Below are 23643 nucleotides of genomic sequence, written 5' to 3'. Positions count from 1 at the left end.
GGGTGGATAGCCCTCGAATGAGACGCGAACCTCAAGGAGGCATGAGAATCGTGATTAACAAGAACGACCGCAGGATCTCCTTGCTCGTGGAAGGCTATCCTCGACTGGGATTCCAGCTGTACTCCAGGTTGCTGAAGACCGGCGTGGAAGGGGTGTGCGTGAGCCGGATGCATCCAGAGTACGTCATGCAGAAGTACGACCTGCCAGAGGCACGCTGCTTCTGGCTAAGCAGCTGCAAGGGCAAGGATGTCATGCAGCCCAAGGTCCTGAGCCAGGTCTCCAAGTCCCTGCGCGGAGCCATCAAGGAAGGAAAGGAAACGGCCGTCTTCCTGGATGGTCTGGAGTACCTTCTTCTCTACAACGATCTGAACAAGGTCATGGGATTCCTCAGGGACATGGAAGCGAGCCTACTCAAGCAAAACGCCGAAATGCTGGTGAGCATCGATCCCCTGACCTTCGAGCAGCGTGACCTGGATCAGTTGTTCTCCGTTTTCCCGCGCCTGAAGGCAGAGGAGCTCAGCGCGATGCTGCCTAGTTCACAACCTCAGCAAAGCGTCGCAGCCGCGCCATTGAGCGTTGGTCAAACAGTCTAGGATCGAGCGCCACCAGGAGTATCGATCCGCTTTCCATCGCTATGTCGTTGAGCTGCTCGAAGAACATCTGCAGCCGGTGAAAGTCGTTGAAGAGCGCCAGGTACTCGATCCCATCGATGATGATGATGGCGCGCTTTTTCCCGTTGGCGAACGTGAGCACTCGGTGCACCAAGCTCTGCAGCTGATCCGGAGGAACGTTGCGTTCTCCGGGCCTTTCACTGAGCCAAATGGTATCCACCTTCTTACCAGCCCAGCGCTCGCCGATAAGGTCCGGATGCATTCGCGAGATGCACATCACATTGCTGCCGGAGAAAACGAAATCCTGCGCAATTCGCATGGCTTTGTCGATTCGTTCACCCATCACCAGATAGGTGCGTCCATAGTCGAAGGCCAGGACCATCTTTCCAGAACTGAGGGTTACGGTGGCGTAACGGCTATCCGCGTTCCTGGGCGTCTCAGCGATCAAACCTCAACACACCAACCTGGGCCGCGACCGTTGGCGAACGGGCGTCCAATTAATGGTTAGCAGGTATCAAATACTTATCGCATCGCCCAGCGGGCTATTGGATGCCCCTATACACATTTCGCAGCTTCATTGAGTCTCGCCGAGGCTGGTCATGCCCGGTTCGAGGTCTCTGCTTCTCAGATGCGAACGACCCTGCCACCCGCCTGGTCGATGGAGGCGACAGCCATCCTCGGGGTGTTGTGCGCGTAGGCCATGCTGCCCTCATGGCCAAGGGCGATGACACCTCCCAGTCCCTGCACCCTTTCCTGCAGATAGGCTATCGCTTGGTCGGAAGCCGCCTGCACATCCATGCCCCGTTCCACGTACTCGCAGACTCTGCGGGCGATCACGGCCTTCATCAACGACTCGCCCCAGCCCGTGGCCGATACTCCAGCGGAACGATTGTCAGCGTAGTTGCCGCAGCCCACCAAGGGGCTGTCGCCCACTCTGCCGGCCATCTTGTTGGGCGTCCCGCCGGTGGATGTGGCGGCGGCGATGTTGCCCCGTTCGTCCAGGGCGACCGCTCCTACCGTTCCTTTGCGCGAATAGCGTCCACGTAAGTCCTCGAAGACCTCTTTTGGTCGGAAGTTCTGGCGTTGCTGTATCTCCTTCCATCTCTCCAGCTCTCTGTCAGTGAGCAGTTCGTGGGTCTCAACCTGCTCCATGCCTATGGAACGGGCGAAGCTCAGCGCCCCCTCACCCACCAGCATGCAATGTTGCGTCTTCTCCATGACCATTCGGGCCAGGGTGACCGGATGCAGGATATGCTGCACCGCCCCCACTGCGCCGAAGCTGAGGGTGTTACCGTCCATGATGATGGCGTCCAGCTCCACCTCGCCCTCCAGGTTCAGGAACGAGCCTTTGCCGGAGTCGAAGGTCGGATCGTCCTCCATCACCTTGACCGCCGCCTCCACCGCATCCAGGGCCGAGCCTCCTCCGACCAGAACGGAGTGGCCTTCCTCGACGGCTTTGCCACAGCCCCGCTTGTGCGCTTCCCATGTCCGTTCCGGTATGTCCCAAGCCCCTCCATGGACGATGATGCAGGACTTCATTGTCAGATCTCCATGAGATTCAACGTTCGAACGGATGACTGATGGCTAAGAGCGGGATAATTGCTTTTGCCCAGAAATGGACTGGAGATGGAGAAAAACGGGGGAAAGGGCGCCTGCCGAGGAGCAGGCGTTTGAGTTTCAATGAGTATGCCCGTTCATCTGCCCGCTCAGGTACGAGGCGTATCCGGACATGTCCAGAAGTCCGTGGCCCGAGAGGTTGAAGACGATGACCTTCTTCTGGTTCTCCTTCTTCGCCTTCAAGGCCAGATCGATGGCGGCCCGGATGGCGTGGGTGCTCTCCGGCGCAGGGATGATGCCCTCCGCCCGGGCGAACATCAGGCCGGCGGAGAAGGTGTCGTTCTGGTCTATGGCCATGGGCGTCACCAATCCCTGCTTGGTGGCCGCGCTGACGGTGGGCGCCATTCCATGGTACCTCAGTCCGCCGGCGTGGATGGGCGAGGGCATGAAGTCGTGGCCCAGGGTGTACATCTTGAACAGAGGGGTCATGCCCGCCGTGTCGCCGAAGTCGTAGCGATACTCTCCCTCGGTGAGCGAAGGAACGGCCACGGGCTCCGCGGCGATGAACTCGGTATGCACCTTGCCTTTGATCTTCAACCCCATCATCGGGAAGGCGAAGCCTGCGAAATTGCTGCCGCCGCCGACGCAGCCGATCATGTAGTCAGGCACGGTGTCGATCATCTCCATCTGCTTCACCACTTCCTGTCCGATGACGGTCTGGTGCATCATGACGTGATTGGCGACGCTTCCCAGGGCGTATTTGGTCTTCTGACCTTTGACGCAGGTCTCGATAGCCTCGCTTATGGCGATCCCCAAGGATCCGCTGTTCTTCGGGTTCTCCTTGAGGAGCTTCTGGCCAAAGTCCGTGACCGTGCTGGGCGACGGATGTACCTTCGCCCCGTAGGTCTCCATGACGTAGCGGCGGTAGGGCTTCTGGTCGTAGCTGACGCGCACCATGAACACCGTGCAGCTCAGGCCGAACATGCTGCACGCCAGGGCCAATGCCGATCCCCATTGCCCGGCGCCCGTTTCCGTGGTGAGGTTCTCGATGCCCTCCTTCATGTTGTAGTAGGCCTGCGCCACCGCGGTGTTGGGTTTGTGGCTTCCAGTGGGGCTGAGGTCCTCGCGTTTGTAGAATATCTTCGCGGGCGTATTGAGCACTTTCTCCAGGCGAATGGCGCGCACCAACGGGCTGGGCCTATTGAGCATTATCAGCGCCTGGCGAATCTCGTCCGGGATGTCGATGTATCTTTCCTCGGACATCTCTTGCCGAATGATCTCGTCCGGGAAGATGGCCCGGAACTCCTCGAACTTGATCGGTTCCTTTGTCCCTGGATTGAGGGGAGGAGGTAGCTTCTCAGGCAGATCAGCGACGATGTTGTACCATTTCTTAGGGATGTCCTCTATGCCGAGGGTCACTCTGATATCGGAGCCTTCATGCTTCATTGGCCGAGGATAACAACGGAGGCGTATATAACATTTCTGTCTAACAACGTATATTATTGTTCAATACGCAAATGACCAGATGACACGGAACAACGACGTCAAAGGAACTAAGAAGAAGAGACCGACTTCACGCCTCATCGATTCATGAGGGGGGAAAGGATTGGGAGGAAAGCTTGTACTATTAGGGGGTGAAGCCGGTTGTCCGTCCCTTCGGGCGGACTCGCCCCGAGTCACCTCGGAGCGACATTCTATTCTACCGCCGGGCATATAAACATGCTTTTCCGGCAATCAGGTCTGATTCCCAGAGCTTCAAGATAGCCAGCTGGCCGATCGCATAGCCACATGCTGGACACACCAGGGCGTCCTCTTCCAGTCTTAGGGACGAACCGCAGTCCGGGCAGGAGCCATAGGTCGTGCCTGCGGTCAGCACCTGAGCTGGTCTTGAGCCCTCCCGGAAGACGGTGATGCCTTTGCAGCCGAGATGGTGCGCTAGCAAGTATACCGAGCGAACGTCCTCCCAGGTGCTATCGGGAGGCAGGTTGATGGTCTTCGATACGGCGTTGTCCACGTTCTCCTGGAAGACGGCCTGCATGCGCACGTGCTCCTCTGGAGTCACATCATATGCGGTCACGAAGACGTCCCGCACGTCTTGGGGGACCAAGCTGAGGTCTTTGATGGAACGGGATGCCGCCAAGATGTCCTGCAGCCTCTCGTCGTCAAAGCCCCTCTTCCTCGCCAATTCCAGGAAATACGGGTGGATCTCTCGCAGGTGCGCCCCATCCATTACATGCTTGACATAGGAGAGGGCGTAGAGTGGTTCGATGCCGCTGGAACAGGAGGCGATCATGCTTATGGTCCCCGTGGGAGCGATGCTGAGCACGGTGGCGTTGCGTCGGGGGGACGTGTGCACGCTCAGCTCGATGTTCGGGAAATCCCCTCGTTCCTCGCCGATGCGTCTGGAGGTCTCGTCCGCATGACGACGGACGTAGGAGATCAGCTCCTGAGCGATCCGCAAAGACTCGGATGAGCCGTAGCGCACCCCCATGCGCACCAGGGCGTCCGCGAAACCCATGACCCCCAGCCCGATCTTGCGGTTCCCTCGGGCCATCTTCTCTATCTGGGGCAGGGGATACCTGCTGACGTCGATGACGTTGTCAAGAAAACGCACGCCCATGTCCACCACCGCGCCGAGTCTCGCCCAGTCCACCTCGAAGGTTCCTCCACGCTCGACCAGCATACGGTCCAAGTTCACCGAGCCCAGGTTGCAAGCCTCGAAAGGCAGCAGAGGCACTTCGCCACATGGATTGGTGGATTCGATCTCCCCCATCCCCGGTGTGGGATTCGCCCGATTGATCTGGTCCAGGAAGACCACCCCGGGATCGCCCGTCAGCCAGGCCCCTCTGCATACGTCCTCGAGGACCTTGGCGGCGCTCCTCTTCCCTATCTTCGCCATGTTGCGAGGATTGACCAGGTCGTAGTCCTCGTCCTTTCTCGCCCTTTCGATGAAATCGTCCGTAGCTCCCACGGAGAGGTTGAAGTTGATGAGCGACCTGAGGTCATCCTTGGCATGGATGAAGACATAGATGTCTGGATGGTCCACCCTCAGGATGCCCATGGAGGCCCCGCGTCTCCTTCCTCCCTGCTTGATCGCTTCCGTGGCCGCGTCGAACACGCGCATGAACGAAACCGGACCAGAGGCGACCCCCATGGTGGATCGGACCAGGTCGCCTGCCGGACGCAACCTGGAGAATGAGAAGCCAGTGCCTCCTCCGGTCTGATGGATGATGGCGGCCCACTTGACCGCATCGTAGATGCCTTCGATGGAATCCTCCACTGGCAAGACGAAGCACGCCGCCAGCTGCTGCATGTCCGTGCCCGCGTTCATCAGCGTGGGGGAGTTGGGCAGGAACTCCAACCGCCTCATGGCGAGGTAGAACTCCTCTTCCTCCTGCTCCGCGCTACGATCATCATTGTAGAGGGAGTTGGCGGCGGCAACGCACCTGGCCACCCGACGGAACAATTCGTCCGGTCTCTCGACAGGCCGACCGTTGGTGTCTTTCAACAAGTAGCGTCTTTCCAGCACGACCATGGCGTTCTCGCTCAACTCGGCGAAGGCGCTTCCGGCCATGATGGACGCTATTCAAGCTGAGGGTAGATATGCGTGTCGCCCTCCCTACCGCACGCATATATACCGCCAAGGAAGGTATGGTCTTGGAGCCGGGGACGATGCATTACGGCATAAGCACGAGACTTCCTCCCGAGAAGGTCATCGAGAAGGCCGTGGACTTTTTTGGCAAGCTTGGGCTCGAGGTCAAGGAGCGCGACGCCTGCACCCTGCTGATGGAAGGCGGAGGCGGGTATATCGACCTGAGCGCCAGTGCTGGCAAGGAGACCGACGTGGACATCGTCACCCAGGAATGGAACGCTCACGTGAAGCAGTTCCTCCAGCGCATATCATGATGAGGGAATAAGGATGGACGAGAAAGGATCGGCCGGCAATCTGGTCAGTATCGAACAGGGGAAAGAATACACCGTCCGCATCGTGGACCGTGGAAAGCAGGGTGATGGGATCGCCCGCGTCGGCGGGCTGATACTGTTCGTGCCCGGCACTGCGCCCGGAGATGAGGTGAGGGTGTTGGTCACGCGACTCGGGCGCAACTGCGCCTTCGCCCAGCGGATCGTCGAAGGAGAGGCGGCGGGCGATACGGAGAAGAAGTCGGAAGAATAGAGGCTACTGCCTTCCCGCTCGGAAGTCGCTCTTGAAATCCCTGCCGCGCACGTAGACGTTCGGAACGAACTCCAGCAATCTCCGTGCCATGGCCACCATCTCGCCTTCGGCCGGGGAAGGAGTGTCGATGCCGTCGAAAGGGGCGTCGTTCTCAGGCGCGCTCAAGAACTGGATGAGGTAGACCTCGGTGGCCGTTCCCGCGATCAGGTCTCCCAGGCATCCTACCTTGTCCAGGGTGACGTATCCTGGGATGACCCGGATCCAGATCCTCACTTTGGCGCCTCGGAGCACTTCCAGGCTCTGCTTCAATGATGACGCGTACTTCTCAGCTCTCTCCCGAGAGAGCCCGGTGAGCGTGGCTATACAGTCTAGATCGTCCAAGGGGCACTTGATCTCCAAGATATACATGTCCACCAGGCCGAGGGAATCGCGCAGGAACTGGGGGTCATGGCCGTTGGTCTTCAACGTCACCCGCCGGTTCATACGTTGCAGGCGTTGCAGCAGCTCCAGCAGTTCTTTCTTCTGGACCGTGGGCTCCGCGCCGCCGATGTAGACGTCTTCCACCTTCGGATCGGCTATGAGCTCTAGCACCTCCTGCAGCTCATGCTCCGTCCTCGGTTGCTTGAGGTGGGTGCAATAGCCGCAACGAAGCTGACAACCGTAGAACTGCACGCTCACGCTCTTGCCCTCTTTCTTGAGTCCGATGAGCTTCACGTGTCTCGCTAGGGATTGCTTGGGCATATGGTTTTCCTTCGCCCAACTCAAGGCGCTTCCACGTGTCCGCCGACGACATTCTCCCGATCGCGTTAGGAAGGACTGACGGAGGTGCGCTCCGCAATCACCTTGTCCAGAATGAACTGAAGGCGGGTGTCCATGCCTTTCGCATGGTACCCTTCGCAAATCTAGTTGTTACCTATGAGTCGGCTTCGCAGACTGAGCTGACTACCTCGTCGGAGATATTCTCCAGCTCTGTGAGCGTATTCTCTCGGTACATCTTGGGGTCCAGGGAGATGAGCAGATTGGTCTGATACAAAGAGACCTTGCTCTGAGCCCGTCGCAGGACGTCGATGACCGGGCGCAGTCCGTTCCACATCTCCAGCACATCGATGCCGTTGAGCGCGATGATCCCGTCCGGGCTTTCCGCTATGAACTCGTCCACTCTCTTCTCGAAGATCCCCAGGTTCATCGGCGGAATGCAATCCGGCTCCGGTCTCGGGCTGAGCCACAAGGTATGCATGATGCTCGGATCGAAATCGAACTGCGTCCTCAATTGCGCGGGCGAATGCTTCGAGATGTACAGCGTCGGCCGTCCCCCGTGGAGCTCCGTTCTTAGGATCTGATGCGTTCGCAGCGGCACTCTCTCCTTGAACAAGTAAAGCCTGCCCGAGGTAATCTTCACCCTTATCCTCCCCTTTCCTAGGAGAAATCGAGGGCATGTCGATTCAATTAGGTTGCCCGCTCCTTTGTCGGGCGATCGCTCGTTTTCCCGCCAAGAAAACGATTGTTAAGAACGAGCAATGAACGGTGACAAATGATTATTGAATTCCATTTTGACTAGGCATCTATCTAACTCATTCAACTTCCATGGACGAACGGATTGTTCTCGCTGCCTGCGTTGATCGACACATCGTTCGAATCGGCCTAGCAGAGGCGACGCATCCGTGACCGCCTACGGCTCATCGACAAGCAAGCTGACCGGATGAAGGTGAGTGCCAGGTGAGGGTAATAGGCCCCCTTCTGTTTCAGGCGGCATTCAACTAAGCACCCTACCCGCCGGTCCTGAGAGGTCATCCCGGCTGTTTGGGCTTGCTCGGGTGGGGAGTCGCCGTTTCACCAAATCCCCGACCAACGTCACCGCCAAGCGGATCATCCTCGGTCGGGGCTGTGCCGTTTCTGTGCCCTTGCCCAGGCTCTCGCCTGACCACTCGCGTGGTCCACCTTTCTCATCGAGGGGGGACCTTCCTCAGCCGGACCGAAGTCCTACCGTCGGCCGCCCTCCCTCTCCTGGCGACGCAGCCTAGCTCGGAAGCTGTATTTAAGCCTCGTGGGGAAGGCCTATTGGACTGTTCTTCGGCATACTGGAATGGATTGGCCACTGGACTACGAAAGCTTAATTAGTCATGCAGTATTCCCAACAGCGCAGGCAGGGGTAGCCAAGCCTGGCCAAAGGCGCTAGATTGAGGGTCTAGTCCCTAGCGGTCCGTGTGTTCAAATCGCACCCCCTGCACACCTAAGCATAACCAGGCAGAGAAGAACGCTTCTCGATCAGGGGGGTATTAGGTTCTAGAGGTTTAATCTGCCGTTCCCAGACCTTCTGAGTTTCTAGGACGGCCGACTCGTTCGTTCTCCTACAGTAGTAGGTCTCCGTTGTCTTCATAGTCCTTTGCCCGAGCATCCTCGACACCGCGTCGAGGGGGACGCCTTGGTCGATGTTATGCTGCCCGTACGTGCGACGGCACATCCTCGCCTACTTCTTGCGCTTGCGTAGGACGAGCAGCACCGCCACCACCACGGCGATCGCGATCACTGCCACTAATATCAGCATTGTATTGTCGCTCGCCGGGCTGCCGATGACCGCACCCATCGTCAGCCCATGAAAATCGCCACCCGGGGCAGGGAAATTCGAGGCGGGGTATGCGTGGCCTCTTATTCCCATGGGTGTATCTAGGATCCAATTCGCACCAACGGTGGTCGGCGCAACGAGCCCCAGGAATGTAATTGATGTCAGGGAGGTGCAGGAGGAGAACGCATATTCCCCGATGGACGTGACGCTGCGGGGGATGGTCACGGAGGTCAGGGAGGTGCAGGAGTTGAACGCCCAGCCCCCGATGGACGTGACGCTGCTGCGGATGGTGAACGCCCCTACCCTACCGCCCGGGTACTGGATCAGTGTAGTAATGGCTTTGTTATGAAGCACGCCATCGATGCTGGCATAGTTCGCGTTGCCTGTATTCACATCGATCGAGGTCAGGGAGGTGCAGACACTGAACGTCATAGACCCGATGGACGTGACGCTGCTGGGGATGGTCACGGAGGTCAGGGAGGTGCAGACGGCGAACGCACCGTCCCCGATGGACGTGACGCTGTTGGGAATGGTCACGGAGGTCAGGGAGGTGCAGTTGTAGAACGCCCAGTCCCCGATGGACGTGACGCTGTTGGGAATGGTCACGGAGGTCAGGGAGGTGCAGGAGTAGAACGCAGAGTCTCCGATGGCCACTGTGGCATACCCACCTAATGTGGAGGGGATCGTGATCGCTCCGCCAGCGCCAGTGTATCCCGTGATAGTGGCAACGGCGGGGCTGCCGCTCGTTGTATAGGTATAGTCGCTGTCGGCTGCGGACACCGTATCCGTGGCAACGACGAAGAACGCACTCAAAAGCAGCATAAGCACGAAAATTGTGGATCTCACATGTATTCCTGATCTCTTTCCCATGGAAGCACCCCGCTCTGACATCACGGCTCAGCTCATTACAAATGAGCTGGAATTCGTATGCCTGATTGGTACCTTAATAATTTGTCAACGATAGCCGCATCCAGTATGGTCCTCTCCAGTATGGCATGGGCAGCCCTGGCATGGAGCGGTGATGGTGCTATAGGCTGTTGCCTTTGCCGATGGTTTATGAGAGGCCCCGGGGTCGTGTCCTCGAAGCAGATCTCCGCGGAGGACCGCGAGATGCTGTCACTTCTCCATAGCCAGATATGAAAAGATGCCGAGATTCTTCCAACTTCCCTTTTCCCGTTTTGAGTGCAGGTTGATATCAAGTCTAGTTACTCTAGGCTACTCTAGAATGAACAGACTAGACTTAGCCAGATAGTCATATCCCGCTCCTCTAGTCTATTCTTGGGAAGTGAGAGTAACTTCCCCCTCTTCGGGCATAGCGTCCGTCCTTGAAAAAAATCTATCCCCCTCTGATTGAAACGCCTTTCTCAGCATCTGGATAGGTGCGGGTGCAAATCGCACCCCCTGCACTTCCTCGCATCCTTTCTCGCAGAACCAATATGATGGTGTCTAGCTCGGTCTTCACCCGACCAAGCGGGAGATCACTTCATCCGTGAAAGCGGTGGTCGAATGGCTTCCTCCGGCATCTGGTGTGGCGATTCCAGCACGATAGGTATCTGTAAGGGCTTCCTCCGCCGTCTCCGCCTCTCGCAGCATGCCCAGGTGCCGAAGCATCATCGTCGCCGAGAGGATGGTGGCCGTGGGATTGGCTATGCCTTTGCCAGCTATGTCCGGGGCCGAACCGTGGCACGGCTCGAATAAGGCGTAGCGATCTCCGATGTTGCCGCAAGGGGTGAAGCCCAGACCTCCTACCAGCGCGGCCGCTTCGTCGGAGAGGATATCACCATATAGATTCAGGGTGACGATGCATTGGAACTCCTTCGGCCTGGTGATGAGGGCCGCGGCCGCGGCGTCCACCAGCATCTCTCTTGCCTCCAGACCGGTCCCTTCCATCTCCTTGAAGAACACCCGCCGGAACAGACCGTCCGATCTGCGGATGACGTTGGCCTTGTGCACGCAGTGTATGCGCTGCAGCCCGCGTGTCTTGCAGAGGTCGATGGCGTAGCGGACGATGCGGCGGCATGCCTTCTCGCTCACCTTCCTCTCCAGGATGATGGCATCGCCTTCCTCCCTTTCCACGCCAGTGTACATGCCCTCGGTGTTCTCACGCACCAGCACCAGGTCGAGGTCCACCACCCCGATGTTCGGTATGATCTTCTTGGCCGGTCGGACGTTCGCGTAGAGATCGAGCTCTCGCCGAAGGAAGAGCAGAGGAGATCGGTAGTCCGGGTCGGCAATAGGGGTGGTGATAGCTCCGAACAGCACGGCATCGGAGCCCTTGATGATCTCCAGGGTCTTGGGCGGCAGGAACCAGCCATAGATGGCGTTGCACTCCAGTCCCATGTGCGCCGGGACAAGCTCCAGATCGCTAGTGACGGCCTGGAGCACCCGCACCGCCTGAGGGATGACCTCTTTGCCTATGCCGTCCCCCTTGATGACCACTACCCGCTTCACCGGGAGCCACCCAACCTATCTATGAGGCTCGCTACCACCATGGGCAGGGTGATGGTCGCGTCCCCCTCCACCGTTATCTGGTCCGCCCCCTCCTTGACCTTGCCCCAGGAGATCGCCTCTCTGACCTGAGCGCCGGAGAGCGAGCCATCGTACTCGGTAGCGGTGGTCAAGTAGACAGCATAGTCGAGGCCTCCGCGGAACTGGTTCCACCAGATCGTATGATGCTTGGAGATCCCGCCCCCGACGATTATCGCGCCCGTCTCCTTGGCCTCGAAGGTGATGTCCGAGAGCTCCTGTTCGTCGCGGAAGAGGTCGATCTTCAGAGCACGATGGGTCTGCCAGTACATCCAGAGCTGGCTGCCGAAGGAGCCGTCGGTGATGCCCGGGACATAGATGGGCACTCGGTTCTTGTGGCACCAATGCAGGAGCGATTTCTCATCTTCGATGCGGGAACCGACCTGGTCGATGAGCTCCCAGGTGGAGATGGAATCCTTGCCCCGGAGGATCTCCTCGAACATGGGGATGAGCTTCTTCTCCAGGATCAGGCCGTAGCTTTCGTCAGGAACGAGCACGTTGCCCAATCGGTTGATGCCCTTATGCCGGAGGTCGGCATCGTCCATGAAGAAATCACCGTGATAGTACTTCTTCCAGGTGCGGGCCAGGTCGTGGTCCAGGGTGCCACAGGTGGTGATGATGACGTCCACCAGCTTCCTCTTGACCAGCTCCACGATGACGCCGCGGGTGCCAGTGGCCATGATGCAAGCTGGGAACGAAAGGAAGACCGTGCAATCTCGCCTCATCATCTTCTCGATGATGTCCACCGCATCTGCCAGCTTGCGGCCGGTGAAGCCTCCTGATTGCTTCAGTTCCCTGACCAAGGAGTCGACGGTCATGCCATCGATCAGCTGTACGTCCCTAACCGGCCTCTGCTTCGTCATCCTGCATCAACTCCGCCTTGGACGAGAGGCATCCTCAGCAAAATAAATATTGCCAATGTCGATAGACCACGGGAGGGACGAAAGATGACGCCGGCGAGCTTGATCAAGGAAGTGATGACCAAGGAAGTGGTCACGGTCAGACCGGAGATGACCTTGCAGCAGGTCTCACGCATCTTCTTCGAGCACCACATCTCGGGAGCGCCAGTGGTGGACGATGAGGGCAAGATACTGGGCGTTATCTCCGAGACCGACGTACTCAAAGCGGTGAAGACCTACGAGAAGCGATTGAGCATGGTCTATCCCTCAGCATCACTCTTCGGCGTCTCATTTCAATCCAGCTACAAGGAAACCGAGATGGCCGAGGCCATCGCGCGGATCCAGAACATCAAGGTGCAGGAGGTCATGACCCGCGATGTCTACGTCCTAGGACCAGAGGACACCATCCAAAGGGCCGTGCTCATCATGAGCGCCTTCGGCGTGAATCGGATCCCGGTGATCGAAGGCACCCGCGTCGTGGGCATCCTCACCCGGGCGGACGTCATCCGCTACCTGGGAACGGTGGACATGGACCACCTGATCGGAACCAGCTCAGAAAAGCCTAAATCGGGCTAGCCCTCTCGGGAAGGAGGATAGCTTGAAGAAAGTCCGGGCAGCGATGCTCTCCATCTACAGCAACACCACTCTGGTGGGCCTAAAACTGGCCGTCGGAATCATGATGATGTCGGTGAGCGTGCTGTCCGAGGCTATCCATTCCATGATCGACCTGATCGCCGCGGTCATAGCCAACTACTCGGTGCGCAAGGCCACCATCCCGGCGGATGCCGATCATCCCTATGGTCATGGTAAGTACGAGAACTACGCCGGAGTGGTGGAGGCGATATTGATCCTCCTCGCTGCTGGCCTGATCATCTACGAGGCATCGCTCCGCCTTTTCAACAACGCGCCGGTGGAGTTCGTCTGGGCGGGCATCGTGGTCATGGGCATATCGGCCGTGGCGAACATCCTGGTGTCGCGGCAGCTCATCCGGGTCGGGAAGGATGAGGATTCCATAGCCCTCATCGCCGATGGCATGCACCTGCGTACCGACGTCTACACCTCTCTGGGAGTGTTCCTGGGCCTGATCATAATCCAATTGACGAACCTCCCCATCCTCGACCCTCTCGTGGCAATCATGGTAGCCATGCTCATCATCCGGGCGGCGTACGAACTCACCAGGGAATCGAGCAAGGGCCTGGTGGACGAATCCCTGCCTCCGAACGAGGAGAAGGTCGTGCGCGAGGTGCTGGACCAGCACTCGTTCCAGTTCGTGAACTTCCATGCGCTCAGGACCAGGAAATCCGGGGCGGAGCGTTTCATCGACCTGCACCTGGTCGTGAACCGACGGATGTGCATCCTGGACGCCCATCAGCTGTGCGAGGACCTGGAGAAGGACATCGAGGCGAGGTTGCCCCACACCAACGTGCTCATCCATCTCGAGCCATGCGAAGACAAGGATTGCCCCTATATCAAGGGCGATAAGTTCGTCAAGATCGATGGGACGAAGAGGTGACGCGGACCCGAGCTAGCGCATATTAAGTATCTGGCCGGGAATGCAGGGCTGGATGGCAGACCTTAGACGAGTGGCGATATACGGGGGCTCGTTCATAGGTCCCTTGGCCGGCAACGCGGTGCTCGCCCTGGTCCCTATACTCAAGAGCGAGTACCACGCAACGGGACCGCAGGTGCTCCTATCCATCACCTTCTTCATGCTGCCCTTCGCGGTCAGCATGCTGTTCACTGGGACCCTTTCCGACATCCACGGCCGGAGGAAGGTGCTCACCCTGGGATATGTCATCTACGCCCTGGGTGGGTTCTGCACCGCTTTCAGTCCGGATCTGAGCACGTTCTACATGGCCCGCGCCCTACAGGGGTTCGGGTTCGCCTTTGTGTCGCCTGTCTTGGTCGCATTATTGGGGGATATTGTGGACCCAAAGGAGACCGGTCGGGCGATGGGTTTGCTCGGTGCTGCGACCACCGCCGGCATCGCCCTTGGTCCGTTCATGGCCGGCTTCATCAGTCAGGTGGACTGGCGCTTGACATTCATCACCATCTCCATCCTTTCCTTGTTCATGAACGTCTTATACCTGGTGGCCTTCAAGGGACATCAGGAGGTGAAGAAGGATAGGAAAGGCATGGGCGCCTTCGCCGCGCTCATGAAGGAGGCGTTGGGCGAACGCAAGGTCATCACCCTCTCCCTGGCGGGCTTCATGACGTTCCTCTGCTACATGAGCACCCTGGCATTCATGTCGGACGTGCTCTCCCTGCCTCCGTTGTCCTTGGCGGAGGACCTGATAGGCATCGCCATCGCCTCTGCGGGCATCGCCGGCATCTTCATGGCGCCGGTCGGCGGCTGGCTTGTGGACAATCTAGGTCGATTGAAGGCGGCGATGATCGGCTTCGTCATCATGATGGTGGCCTTCCTGGTGCTCACTCGTGCCGATTCGTTCCTGACCTATTCCGCTTCCCTGGCGCTTCTAGGCTGCGGTTCCTCGGTGGTGTGGGCCTCTCTCCTCACCCTGACCGTGGAGGTGATGCCAAGGAGCCGAGGCACGGTCTCATCCATCTTCAACAGCAGCCGTTTCCTTGGATATGCTGTTGCGCCTGTGCTGTTCGGTCCGATCTATGTCTCCCTGGGCATGGATTCGATCCAAATGATAGGCGTGTTCATCGCCACTCTCGCCCTGATCGCAACTTGGTTGACAGTGCGAGCGATCAATCCTCGGGTCGTTGGGCGTCCCAATCCTCCAGGACCGAGATGAGCGCCTTCCGGACGTCCTCCTCGGCGACGTTGTTGTCCAGCACCCTCCAGGGCGGACGGGCCAGGCGAAGGACCTTGCCCCGTGTCCTGCTCAAACTATCCAGATCCTCGAACATTTCCTTCTTATGCTCTCGCTGCAAGATGCGTTCGAGTGCGTTCTCCGGCCGTACATCTATTAGCAGCAGGCGTCGGGGGACGGGAAGCACCTTGGCAAAGAAGTCATAGCCCGTCTGCACGAACCGGTCGGGCAGATAGGCCGTGGCCATGAGATAGCGCACGAAGATGACGACGTCGTACTCCGCTCGATCGCGCCTGAGCCTGCGCACGGACGAGAGCACATCCAGTATGAAGAAGACGGTCGCGACCGTGCGCATGGCCCTCCCTCTTCCTTCCAGGCCCCCCCTGGCCACTTTCCCTAGGAAGCCGTCCGAGGGATGGATGCGAAGGAGCACCTTGCACCCTTTCCTCTCGTAGAGGTCCTTGATCCAGCGGGCATGAGTGCTCTTCCCTGAGCCATCGATACCATCCACCACGATCCAGCGCATGCTTCATCACAACCCGGCCACGAGCAACAGCCCCGCCGTGCCGAAGGGGATGACCAGATTGTCGTACTGCCCGGGTGTGAGGAGCTCCACTACGGCCACGAAGGCTCCGATGAGTAGAGAGAACAACCCCGCCGCGGCGAGGGAAATCTCCGGGGAAACGATCAGATGTTGCGCGTTCAGCCAACCGTAGAAAACGAAGACCACGAACGTTGCTAGGGTGGTGGCTACGAATACCGCCGTGGTGCCTTCCAGGGTCTTGGGGCCGCATATCTTCTTCTTGCCGAACCTCTTCCCGATTAGGCCACCCATGCCGTCCCCGTAGGACATGGAGACGATGGCGATGGAGGCCACCAGGCGATTGTCGAACAGGAAGAAGGCCAGGACCGTCCAGGCGATGGCATAGTAGACCAAACCAAGGTCGTGGCTCTCCCCCGTGGTCTGGCCTATGAAGGAATCGCGGACCTTCTTCATCGGGGAGTAGGGCGAGGCGAGGATGAGCAAGGGGATGAAAGGCGCGGCGGCCAGAAGGGCCATTACATAGGAGGAGTCGAACACCCACCAGATGAAGACGATGTTACCTACCATGATGTGCACGAACTTGCGGTGCATCTTGGCGTTGCGGACGACCTTGAGCTTGGCCGCCAGAACTATGACCAGGCCCACGTAGGCATACACGGCGACCAGGCCGACGATGTCCCCCTGGGTGAACATGATGGCTACCGAATCGGGATGAGAGTTATAAGATGAGTCGCCATAAAACCCACGAACTTTAGTCGTGGAATGAATAGCGACAAACATAAACATCAGACAAACATACCTGGTGCATACAGAAGTTTCCAGACACCTCGCAAGGGGTAAGGCACTCTCGCCTGGGAGAGAAAGACGGCTGAAGCTCTGGGCTAAGACTTCAAACACATCGCTCCTTCGGGCACGAGACTGGCAACGGTCTGCGGGAAAGGCATTTGAACGCCTCGATAGAGCAGGTCGCCGGAGAATCGTCTCCCCTGTTCTGCAGGCAGGAGTCAGCCGACCGAATGTAGCGTGCCGTGACACCTTGGATAAGGTCGAGCACAGTTACAAGCCCACGATCTTGATCGTGAGTAGCTGACATCTCTCTTTCCGAGCGCCCTCGTGGGAGAGCGACCCCTCATTCGACCGCATGGCTGAATGTCCATGGTCACTCGAATCACATGAGATAATCAACCGAAAAGGTTTATAAGCGGACCACCCGAATCCATCAGGCGACTGGCATGAACGAGAAAGACCTGATGCAGATGGAGGAGCTTCTGAGGGCCTTGGACGCAAGCGGCCTGAGCGGCGCCATCTTGGTCGACGTCCCATCCACTCAGTTCGTGCGGTTCAACATCATGCTCCTTCGAGGCCTTTCGCAGGACAGGGGTCTCACCGGCCTGTTCGTTTCCGTGGACCGGCCGCATCAATACATGGTGCATCTCCTTTCGATGCACCACATCAAGGCTGAGCGCTTGATGTACATCGACGCCATCTCCCGCTTCTCCGCCGACTGCAAGATCGCTCCTGCCAACGTAGGCTTCGTCGACGGTCCGTTCCATATCGATAAACTACCGGCCGCCATTAGCGAGTACAACTCCTCCGACGACGGCAAGAAGACCGGGCTCAAGGACTGCCGATATGCCATCATCGACAATCTCTCGGCGCTCCTGACCTACAACAGCTTCGAATCGGTGGAGCTTTTCCTCCGCAACTTCGTTAAAGTGTTCGAGAGTCCCCGGAACGCATTGGTACTTTTGGTCATTGACAAAGAGAAAAGCGCCCCGTTGTACGAATTGGCCAAGACGCTATGCGCGAGCGAGATAAGCTTCCGGCAGACCATCGAAGCAAGAGCATCCGGAGACTCGGGGGTCAAGACGATTACGGACATTACCTATTGTAAGAAGGGATAGAGATGGACAAGAAAAGCGATGAGCGTACGAAGAGGATGGACCTGGTTCGCATCCCTACGGGGATCCCGGGGCTGGACGAGATGATCGAGGGAGGATTCCCGTTCCCGTCCGTGGTCCTCATCTCTGGCCCCGCGGGCACGGGCAAGACCACCTTCGCACTCAAATATCTGTGCGAGGGGGCGAAGAGAGGCGAGCAAGGGCTGTATTTCACCACCCTGAGCGAGCCGACCCAGTGGATGCTACGCTACGCCTCGCAGTTCGACTTCATGGACAGGGATTTCTTCGGAGATCAGATAGTGTACATGGACCTGGGCAACATGATGCGCGAGCTGGATGCTAGCCAGATCCTGGCGGCCATGGAGGAGAAGATCGCTGAGGTGGTGCCCCAGCGCATCGTCATCGACCCCATCACGGTGGTAGGAGGCATGCTCAAGGGCGATTACCGCCTGTTCCTCTTCGATCTCTTCAATCGTCTGAAGAATTGGAACGCGACCACACTGGTCACTGGCGAGGTCGGCCCAGGGGAGATATATCCGCCGGAGGTCTCCTACGCGGTGGACGGCATTGTGCTGCTCATGCTCTCCGAAGAGGGCGGAGCCAGGCGGAAGTACTTGGAGGTGCTCAAGATGCGTGGCACCAATCACCTCACGGGGAAGCAGTCCATCGACATCTCCCGGAGCGAAGGCATCGTCGTCCTGAAGGCTAGATTCTGAGCACCAGGACCATTACCGTCAGCACTATGGCCAGCGCTGCCACCAGGGTCATGCGTCCCAGGACCGCCTTGGACACATCCTGGCAGGTGGCCCGGGACAGGACCAGCTTATTGATTGAGGAGATGGCCGTGGCCAGGATGGCCGTGACCGCTGCGGTCCACGGGTCGATCGTACCGACGAAAGCTAGAGTGGACACCGAGGCCACCACCGCCGCCGATGAGACCAGGCCGCCCAGGGCGATCAGGTAGATCGCTTGGCTGCCGAACAAGTCCTGGATCAGAACGTCCATGGCTGATATGGCCACGAAGAACGCCCCGAATTTCAGCGCCGGACCGATGGAGAAGGGCGAGCGGACCTCCAGCTCCGCCTTGCTTTGCTGCACCTTGAAGGTCAGGCCGAGCAGCATGTTCACCCCGAACAAAAGCACCAACGGCAGGGCGAGGATGGTGGCCGTGGCCAGACTGGGATCGGCGAAGCCACAGATTGCCAGGTCCCGCACGAACATGGTGGCGTTGGCCATGAGGATGCCCGCCGCTGCGGTCGTGACCAGCTCGTTCTTCTGCTTCGCCAGATTGGAGAGGGAAATGGTCGCCGCCTCCGAGCTGACCAGTCCTCCGAGAAGGCCGGAGTACTTCATGCCCAACGAAGCTCCCTTCCAGCGGATGAGGAGGAAGGATACGAAGGAGATCGAGGAGACGAAGATGACTATCAGAAAGAGGGAACTGATGTCCAGCGCCATTCCCCGGTTGAACACATCGTAAGGGGCGGGAAGGGCGATTTGCAGCGTCAGCGGGTAGACGATGAACGCCACCGTGATGAACTGCAGGGCGGAGATGAGCTCCTCATCGTCCAGGACTTGGGCGAACTTATGCAGCCTGCGCTTGGAGACTAAAAGGAAGGTGATGGTGACGGAGAGCACGACCGCTTCCATGATCAGGCCGTAGCCGACCAGGACGCCGCTGATGTAGGTGAGCACCAGAGCGAAGGGGGTGGTCAGACCAGGTGCGCCTATCTGAAAGCGGATGTAGAGCAGGCCCACGGCCAAGGCTCCCACGATGGGCAGCCCGATGAGCACGGCCAGGTTCAACGACCCTCCTCCGTCCACTCCCAAGGCGTTGCCGTTCCTGCCTAGGAAAGCGAGCATGAAGCCCAATAGCGAGACCAGGGGGAAAGTGCGGATGCCAGCGATGATGACGTCATCGCCCTTGTGGTGCTCCCTCTCCACGCCCACCAGAGCCCCTACCCCCGCCGCGATGATCAGGTGGTAGAGGAATTCGATATCATTGACCACGACTGCTTGGTAGAGCTCTGCGGGCAGAAAAAGAGAGCGCCCTGCCGCCCTTCACTGTCAGGTCTTGGCGCGACGTGGCAATCCAGACGTACCAATACGTTCGGCCAAGGGCGGTAACACATTTATACGGGGATTAGCATTACCGCGTAAAAACCCCCATATAAAGAGGTTTGACTTATGCAATTGGATCCACTGGTCTACTCAATACCCGTGGCGGGCATCATAGGTCTCATCTTCGTGGGGCTCCTCACCCGAAGTATCTTCAAGAAGGATACCGGGACGCCCGAAATGAGGGCGATCGGGGACGCCATTCGCGAAGGTGCCATGGCCTATCTTGCACGCCAGTACAAGACGATCAGCGTCATCAGCGTCATATTGGGTGCCATCATAACCGTTGGCATCAATTGGCAGACTGGTGCGGCTTTCCTGATAGGCGCCTTCTGCTCGGTCCTGTCGGGATACATTGGGATGTATGTGTCCGTGAACGCGAACGTCCGGACGGCGAGCGCGGCCCGACGCACCCTGAACGAGGCGCTACAGACCTCGTTCCGAGGTGGTGCGGTGTCGGGCGTCGCAGTCGTGACCTTGAGCCTTATAGGCGTCGCCGGCGTGTTCTTCCTGTTCTGGGTCTTCATCTTCCCTAACGCTCCCGCTCCCACTGGTTCCATTCCCGGGACCGATGGTGGAATCCAGGCGGCTCTGTTTGCCGCCGTTGGATACGCCTTTGGCGCCTCTTTCGCTGCCCTCTTCGCGCAGTTAGGGGGAGGGATCTACACCAAGGCAGCGGATGTGGGAGCTGACCTGGTCGGCAAGGTAGAGGTGGGCATTCCCGAGGACTCCCCCAAGAACCCCGCGGTCATCGCTGACCTGGTCGGGGACAACGTGGGCGACTGTGCCGGACGTGGGGCTGACCTCTTCGAGTCCACCGCTGCCGAGAACATCGGTGCGATGATTCTCGGTTTCTCGGTCTACGCGGTCACGGGCATGGTCGGCTTCGTGCTCTTCCCGCTCATCGTTCGAGCCTTCGGTCTGCTTGCTGGTATTGTCGGCATAATGACCGTCAAGCTAAGGAATGAGAACGAGAACCCGATGAAGGCCTTGAACCGGGGATATTACATCACGGCCGTCATCGCAGCCGCGTTCTTTGCCTATTCCGCGAGCGTCTTGCTCGGTCCGAACTGGATATACTTCATGATCTGCGGCATCATCGGCATCATTCTCAGCATCGCCATAGTGTACATCACGCAGTACTACACCTCTGGCGAGTATCGACCGGTCAGAGAGATCGCGAAAGCTTCCGAGACCGGAGCGGCGACCAATATCATAACTGGGTTCGCTGTCGGTCTGGAGACCACGGCGCTGCCCATCATCAGCATCGCCGTCGCTCTGCTCGGCTCCTTCGCCCTAGGCCAGATGGCCTCGCCCAATCCCGCCGATGTTAGCATGACCTTCGTCTTCGGTCTGTATGGCACGGCCGTGGCGACCATGGGAATGCTGGCCACCTGCGCGTTCATCTTGGCCGAGGACACTTTTGGTCCCATCACGGACAACGCGGGCGGCATCGTGGAGATGTCGGACCAGCCCGAGGATATCCGCAAGCGGACCGATAGGTTGGACTCCATCGGCAACACCACCAAGGCGCTCACCAAGGGCTATGCGATGGGCTCTGCCGCTCTGGCAGCCTTTCTGCTCTTCGGCGCCTACTTCGACAAGGTGGCGGAGATCCTGCACAAGACCCCCTACGATGTCTTCGTCGTGAACATAGCCAACCCACCAGTGTTCGTGGGGGCGCTCATCGGTGGCATGCTCGTATTCCTGTTCTCCGCCCTGGCCATCAGGGCGGTGGGAAAGGCTGCGGGCGACATGATCGCCGAGGTGCGCCGCCAGTTCAGGGAGAACCCGAACATCCTGGCAGGCAACGATAAGCCGGACTACGCCCGATGCGTGGACATCAGCACCAAGGGCGCCTTGAAGGCCATGATCCTTCCGGGCATCCTGCCCGTGGTCGTCCCGGTGAGCTTGGGTCTGATCATGCGCTTCGCCTACACCGGCAATACGGACATCCCCTACCAATCGGTCGGAGCCTTGCTCATGGTCGGGACCATTACTGGAGTGCTCATGGCCCTGCTCATGAACAACGGCGGTGGCGCCTGGGACAACGGCAAGAAGTACATCGAGGCTAAGGGATTGAAGCGCACCCCGGTGCACGCTGCTGCGGTCGTGGGCGACACGGTCGGCGATCCTTTCAAGGACACCGCTGGACCTTCCCTGCACGTGCTGGTGAAGCTGCTCTCCACCATCACCCTGGTCTTTGCCTCGATCTTCGTGGTGGCGCCCTAGACCCCTTGAACCTCTTTCGTTCTTCTTCTTTTTCTTCCTCGTCCAGATGAGTCTGGGCCTCGTTCCGCTTCAGTGAACCTTTATATAAGGGTTGGCGTATGCAACACTCGCCGAGAGGGTAACCTATGTATTTGCTAGCGCAGCGAGAGAAGGTTGTGCGCATCCCCCCTGATCGTCTGGGTGAAGATATTGATCAGACGGTAGAACAGCTCGCCCGCGAGTCCTTTGAGGGCAAGGTGGAGGGGAGCGACTCGCTCACCGTGCTCGTGCGCAACATCAAGTGCGAGGGCCCGGGTCGCATCGTCCACGGGGACGGGGCGGTGTATCAGAAGGTGGCGTTCGAATCGCTCATCTTTCGGCCGGTGCTGCAGGAGGTCGTGGAAGGAAACGTGGTGGAGGTGCTCAAGTTCGGCGCCTTCGTGCGCTTCGGCCCTCTGGATGGGCTATTGCATATCTCCCAGATCATGGACGATCGCATCGACATCGACGATGTGAACCAGAGGCTGCTAGGCAAGGACACCAAGCGCGACCTCAGGGTCGGGGATCGGGTCCGGGCCAGGATCGTGGCCCTGTCCATGAACGAGCGAAACCCCCGGGAGAGCAAGATAGGTCTGACCATGCGGCAGCCGGGCATGGGCAAGATGGAGTGGCTGGAAGAGGATCGTAAGAAGAAGGGGGAGAAGGCGGCATGAAGGTCCAGAAGGCCTGCAAGCATTGCAGCTTCATCACCGAAGAGGACACCTGCCCATTGTGCGGGAACACCACTTCGAAGGAATGGCAGGGCTACGTGATCATCCTGGATCACACCCGGTCAGAGATCGCCAAGAGGATGCATATCAATGTCAACGGCAAATTCGCCCTCAGGGTGCGCTAGATTGCGCCTGCCCGCTAAGGGACTGATGTTGCCGGATAGAATGAGGGGAGAACTGGTCATGCCTTTCGGAGAACTGTTGGACGAGAGCACGGCGCTGCAGAAGGCGGTCAAGTGCTCGCGTTTGATCACCGTGGGCGATGTGATCTCCCTGCGCATGCTCGAGAACGGCGTCGTTCCGAGAACTATCATATTCGACCTGGCCACGCGTCGAGAGCGAACGGACTCGCTTCAGGGCGCTCTTGGCCGAGTGCAAGGGACGGACGTATTGGTCCGCAATCCCGCGGGACGTATCATGCCCGAGATGGTTCGGGCGATCGAGGAATCGTTCGCTAGCAAAGAGGTCACGAAGTTGCGAGTGGAGGGAGAAGAGGACCTGGCGGCCTTGGTATGCGCCGCGGTCGCGCCCGACGGCAGCTGCGTGCTCTACGGGCTCCCTGGCAAAGGGATCGTCTTCGTCAATGTGGACGAGGGCGTCAGGCAGAAGGCGAAGAAGTTCATGAACTCAATGGAGGAATCGATTTGAAGATGAACATCGAGAGTAAGAAAGAGAACCAGCTTCAGGAACGCATCGAAGTGGTCTTTTCCGTGGAGCACGCGGGAGAGCCCACGCCCACCCGGGAGGCGGTGCAGTCCAGCATGGCCAGCATGATGGACGTTTCCAAGGACCGGGTCATCATCGACCACATGGACTCAGAGTATGGGGTGGGAATAAGCCGCGGCTACGCCAAGGTGTATGAGAGCCCAGAGGCCATCAATCGTTCTGAGCGCCATCACCAGCTGGTCCGCAATAAGATGGCGGAGAAGAAGGTGAAGGACAAGGCAGCCCCCAAGACGAGAGCTGCCCCCAAGGCGAAGTGAAGGTGATCT

25 protein-coding genes, 1 tRNA gene and 1 other RNA gene are annotated in these 23643 nt (G+C 58.8%); 14 read left to right on the top strand and 13 right to left on the bottom strand.

Annotation, left to right across the window (positions count from 1 at the left end):
* The first annotated feature begins 41 nt into the window (after window positions 1–41).
* Complete coding sequence (locus tag NT137_07195) at window positions 42–593, top strand: DUF835 domain-containing protein (GenBank protein MCX6653116.1); 552 nt, start codon at window positions 42–44, stop codon at window positions 591–593.
* On the opposite strand, the gene NT137_07190 is transcribed toward NT137_07195, so the two are convergent.
* The 4 genes from NT137_07190 to NT137_07175 form a co-directional block, all read right to left on the bottom strand.
* The gene (locus tag NT137_07190) at window positions 532–1059 is read right to left on the bottom strand and encodes a DUF835 domain-containing protein (protein ID MCX6653115.1); all 528 of its coding nucleotides are present in this window, start codon (window positions 1057–1059) and stop codon (window positions 532–534) included. The genes NT137_07195 and NT137_07190 overlap by 62 nt on opposite strands.
* Window positions 1060–1235: 176 nt before the next feature.
* On the bottom strand, window positions 1236–2150 hold the full coding sequence (locus NT137_07185) for an isoaspartyl peptidase/L-asparaginase (GenBank protein MCX6653114.1): 915 nt from the start codon (window positions 2148–2150) through the stop codon (window positions 1236–1238).
* A gap of 138 nt (window positions 2151–2288) precedes the next feature.
* Complete coding sequence (locus NT137_07180) at window positions 2289–3614, bottom strand: TrpB-like pyridoxal phosphate-dependent enzyme (GenBank protein MCX6653113.1); 1326 nt, start codon at window positions 3612–3614, stop codon at window positions 2289–2291.
* A gap of 253 nt (window positions 3615–3867) precedes the next feature.
* Window positions 3868–5742 carry an adenosylcobalamin-dependent ribonucleoside-diphosphate reductase gene (locus tag NT137_07175; protein MCX6653112.1) on the bottom strand — a complete coding sequence of 625 codons (1875 nt, stop codon included), beginning with the start codon at window positions 5740–5742 and terminating at the stop codon, window positions 3868–3870.
* A gap of 83 nt (window positions 5743–5825) precedes the next feature.
* Between NT137_07175 and NT137_07170 the strand changes: the two genes are divergently transcribed.
* Window positions 5826–6074 (top strand): hypothetical protein, encoded by a 249-nt coding sequence (locus tag NT137_07170; GenBank protein MCX6653111.1) that lies wholly within the window; start codon window positions 5826–5828, stop codon window positions 6072–6074.
* A gap of 13 nt (window positions 6075–6087) precedes the next feature.
* Window positions 6088–6342: a TRAM domain-containing protein gene (locus NT137_07165; protein MCX6653110.1), complete on the top strand. Its 255-nt coding sequence runs from the start codon at window positions 6088–6090 to the stop codon at window positions 6340–6342.
* Between the two features lie 3 nt (window positions 6343–6345).
* On the opposite strand, the gene NT137_07160 is transcribed toward NT137_07165, so the two are convergent.
* The 3 genes from NT137_07160 to rnpB form a co-directional block, all read right to left on the bottom strand.
* Complete coding sequence (locus NT137_07160; protein MCX6653109.1) at window positions 6346–7083, bottom strand: radical SAM protein; 738 nt, start codon at window positions 7081–7083, stop codon at window positions 6346–6348.
* A gap of 172 nt (window positions 7084–7255) precedes the next feature.
* Window positions 7256–7741 (bottom strand): DUF835 domain-containing protein, encoded by a 486-nt coding sequence (locus tag NT137_07155; GenBank protein MCX6653108.1) that lies wholly within the window; start codon window positions 7739–7741, stop codon window positions 7256–7258.
* 315 nt (window positions 7742–8056) lie between these two features.
* Window positions 8057–8348: RNase P RNA component (rnpB, locus tag NT137_07150), an RNA gene on the bottom strand.
* Window positions 8349–8485: 137 nt separating this feature from the next.
* Here rnpB and NT137_07145 point away from each other — a divergent pair.
* Window positions 8486–8569 (top strand) — tRNA-Leu (locus NT137_07145).
* Window positions 8570–8809: 240 nt separating this feature from the next.
* Here the strand turns inward: NT137_07145 and NT137_07140 are convergent.
* From NT137_07140 to NT137_07130, 3 genes are all read right to left on the bottom strand, one after another.
* Entirely contained in the window at window positions 8810–9775 is a 966-nt protein-coding gene (locus NT137_07140; protein ID MCX6653107.1) for a leucine-rich repeat domain-containing protein, read from the bottom strand.
* 588 nt (window positions 9776–10363) lie between these two features.
* Entirely contained in the window at window positions 10364–11356 is a 993-nt protein-coding gene (locus NT137_07135; GenBank protein ID MCX6653106.1) for an isocitrate/isopropylmalate dehydrogenase family protein, read from the bottom strand.
* Window positions 11353–12294, bottom strand: a complete 942-nt coding sequence (locus NT137_07130) for a deoxyhypusine synthase (protein ID MCX6653105.1) — start codon at window positions 12292–12294, stop codon at window positions 11353–11355. The genes NT137_07135 and NT137_07130 overlap by 4 nt, the downstream gene beginning before the upstream one ends.
* Window positions 12295–12378: 84 nt before the next feature.
* Here NT137_07130 and NT137_07125 point away from each other — a divergent pair, with 84 nt between their 5' ends.
* From NT137_07125 to NT137_07115, 3 genes are read left to right on the top strand one after another with little or no spacing between them, the layout of a single operon-like run.
* Window positions 12379–12906, top strand: a complete 528-nt coding sequence (locus tag NT137_07125) for a CBS domain-containing protein (protein MCX6653104.1) — start codon at window positions 12379–12381, stop codon at window positions 12904–12906.
* Window positions 12907–12928: 22 nt separating this feature from the next.
* Window positions 12929–13843: a cation diffusion facilitator family transporter gene (locus NT137_07120; GenBank protein ID MCX6653103.1), complete on the top strand. Its 915-nt coding sequence runs from the start codon at window positions 12929–12931 to the stop codon at window positions 13841–13843.
* A 52-nt stretch (window positions 13844–13895) separates the two neighbouring features.
* Window positions 13896–15092 (top strand): MFS transporter, encoded by a 1197-nt coding sequence (locus NT137_07115; protein ID MCX6653102.1) that lies wholly within the window; start codon window positions 13896–13898, stop codon window positions 15090–15092.
* Here the strand turns inward: NT137_07115 and NT137_07110 are convergent.
* On the bottom strand, window positions 15046–15636 hold the full coding sequence (locus NT137_07110) for a thymidylate kinase (protein MCX6653101.1): 591 nt from the start codon (window positions 15634–15636) through the stop codon (window positions 15046–15048). The two genes, NT137_07115 and NT137_07110, sit on opposite strands and share 47 nt — an antisense overlap.
* 6 nt (window positions 15637–15642) lie before the next feature.
* A complete protein-coding gene (locus NT137_07105; GenBank protein MCX6653100.1) occupies window positions 15643–16347 on the bottom strand; it encodes an SEC59/DGK1/VTE5 family protein in 705 nt (234 codons plus the stop codon).
* 539 nt (window positions 16348–16886) lie between these two features.
* Here NT137_07105 and NT137_07100 point away from each other — a divergent pair.
* Window positions 16887–17558 carry a hypothetical protein gene (locus NT137_07100; protein MCX6653099.1) on the top strand — a complete coding sequence of 224 codons (672 nt, stop codon included), beginning with the start codon at window positions 16887–16889 and terminating at the stop codon, window positions 17556–17558.
* Window positions 17559–17560: 2 nt separating this feature from the next.
* Window positions 17561–18271 (top strand): hypothetical protein, encoded by a 711-nt coding sequence (locus NT137_07095; GenBank protein MCX6653098.1) that lies wholly within the window; start codon window positions 17561–17563, stop codon window positions 18269–18271.
* Here the strand turns inward: NT137_07095 and NT137_07090 are convergent.
* Window positions 18261–19562, bottom strand: a complete 1302-nt coding sequence (locus NT137_07090; GenBank protein MCX6653097.1) for a DUF4010 domain-containing protein — start codon at window positions 19560–19562, stop codon at window positions 18261–18263. The two genes, NT137_07095 and NT137_07090, sit on opposite strands and share 11 nt — an antisense overlap.
* A gap of 177 nt (window positions 19563–19739) precedes the next feature.
* Between NT137_07090 and NT137_07085 the strand changes: the two genes are divergently transcribed.
* The 5 genes from NT137_07085 (at window position 19740) to NT137_07065 (ending at window position 23634) form a co-directional block, all read left to right on the top strand.
* Entirely contained in the window at window positions 19740–21902 is a 2163-nt protein-coding gene (locus NT137_07085; protein MCX6653096.1) for a sodium-translocating pyrophosphatase, read from the top strand.
* Window positions 21903–22027: 125 nt separating this feature from the next.
* Entirely contained in the window at window positions 22028–22594 is a 567-nt protein-coding gene (locus NT137_07080) for a DNA-directed RNA polymerase (protein MCX6653095.1), read from the top strand.
* Window positions 22591–22776, top strand: a complete 186-nt coding sequence (locus NT137_07075; GenBank protein MCX6653094.1) for a DNA-directed RNA polymerase, subunit E'' — start codon at window positions 22591–22593, stop codon at window positions 22774–22776. The genes NT137_07080 and NT137_07075 overlap by 4 nt, the downstream gene beginning before the upstream one ends.
* A 1-nt stretch (window position 22777) precedes the next feature.
* Complete coding sequence (locus tag NT137_07070; GenBank protein MCX6653093.1) at window positions 22778–23299, top strand: DUF359 domain-containing protein; 522 nt, start codon at window positions 22778–22780, stop codon at window positions 23297–23299.
* 2 nt (window positions 23300–23301) lie between these two features.
* On the top strand, window positions 23302–23634 hold the full coding sequence (locus NT137_07065) for a 30S ribosomal protein S24e (protein ID MCX6653092.1): 333 nt from the start codon (window positions 23302–23304) through the stop codon (window positions 23632–23634).
* Window positions 23635–23643: the final 9 nt, after the last annotated feature.

The sequence above is a fragment of the Methanomassiliicoccales archaeon genome (genome assembly GCA_026394375.1).
Lineage (GTDB): Archaea > Thermoplasmatota > Thermoplasmata > Methanomassiliicoccales > UBA472 > JAJRAL01.
The sequence above is the reverse complement of the archived record's forward strand: the minus strand, read 5'-3'. Positions and strand labels throughout refer to the sequence as shown.

Coding starts and splice junctions, on each gene's coding strand:
- NT137_07195 (MCX6653116.1), top strand. CDS start 42: ATGAGAATCGTGATTAACAAGAACGACCGCAGGATCTCCTTGCTCGTG.
- NT137_07185 (MCX6653114.1), bottom strand. CDS start 2,150: ATGAAGTCCTGCATCATCGTCCATGGAGGGGCTTGGGACATACCGGAA.
- NT137_07180 (MCX6653113.1), bottom strand. CDS start 3,614: ATGAAGCATGAAGGCTCCGATATCAGAGTGACCCTCGGCATAGAGGAC.
- NT137_07175 (MCX6653112.1), bottom strand. CDS start 5,742: ATGGCCGGAAGCGCCTTCGCCGAGTTGAGCGAGAACGCCATGGTCGTG.
- NT137_07165 (MCX6653110.1), top strand. CDS start 6,088: ATGGACGAGAAAGGATCGGCCGGCAATCTGGTCAGTATCGAACAGGGG.
- NT137_07160 (MCX6653109.1), bottom strand. CDS start 7,083: ATGCCCAAGCAATCCCTAGCGAGACACGTGAAGCTCATCGGACTCAAG.
- NT137_07140 (MCX6653107.1), bottom strand. CDS start 9,775: ATGGGAAAGAGATCAGGAATACATGTGAGATCCACAATTTTCGTGCTT.
- NT137_07130 (MCX6653105.1), bottom strand. CDS start 12,294: ATGACGAAGCAGAGGCCGGTTAGGGACGTACAGCTGATCGATGGCATG.
- NT137_07125 (MCX6653104.1), top strand. CDS start 12,379: ATGACGCCGGCGAGCTTGATCAAGGAAGTGATGACCAAGGAAGTGGTC.
- NT137_07115 (MCX6653102.1), top strand. CDS start 13,896: ATGGCAGACCTTAGACGAGTGGCGATATACGGGGGCTCGTTCATAGGT.
- NT137_07110 (MCX6653101.1), bottom strand. CDS start 15,636: ATGCGCTGGATCGTGGTGGATGGTATCGATGGCTCAGGGAAGAGCACT.
- NT137_07105 (MCX6653100.1), bottom strand. CDS start 16,347: ATGTTCACCCAGGGGGACATCGTCGGCCTGGTCGCCGTGTATGCCTAC.
- NT137_07100 (MCX6653099.1), top strand. CDS start 16,887: ATGAACGAGAAAGACCTGATGCAGATGGAGGAGCTTCTGAGGGCCTTG.
- NT137_07095 (MCX6653098.1), top strand. CDS start 17,561: ATGGACAAGAAAAGCGATGAGCGTACGAAGAGGATGGACCTGGTTCGC.
- NT137_07085 (MCX6653096.1), top strand. CDS start 19,740: ATGCAATTGGATCCACTGGTCTACTCAATACCCGTGGCGGGCATCATA.
- NT137_07080 (MCX6653095.1), top strand. CDS start 22,028: ATGTATTTGCTAGCGCAGCGAGAGAAGGTTGTGCGCATCCCCCCTGAT.
- NT137_07075 (MCX6653094.1), top strand. CDS start 22,591: ATGAAGGTCCAGAAGGCCTGCAAGCATTGCAGCTTCATCACCGAAGAG.
- NT137_07065 (MCX6653092.1), top strand. CDS start 23,302: ATGAACATCGAGAGTAAGAAAGAGAACCAGCTTCAGGAACGCATCGAA.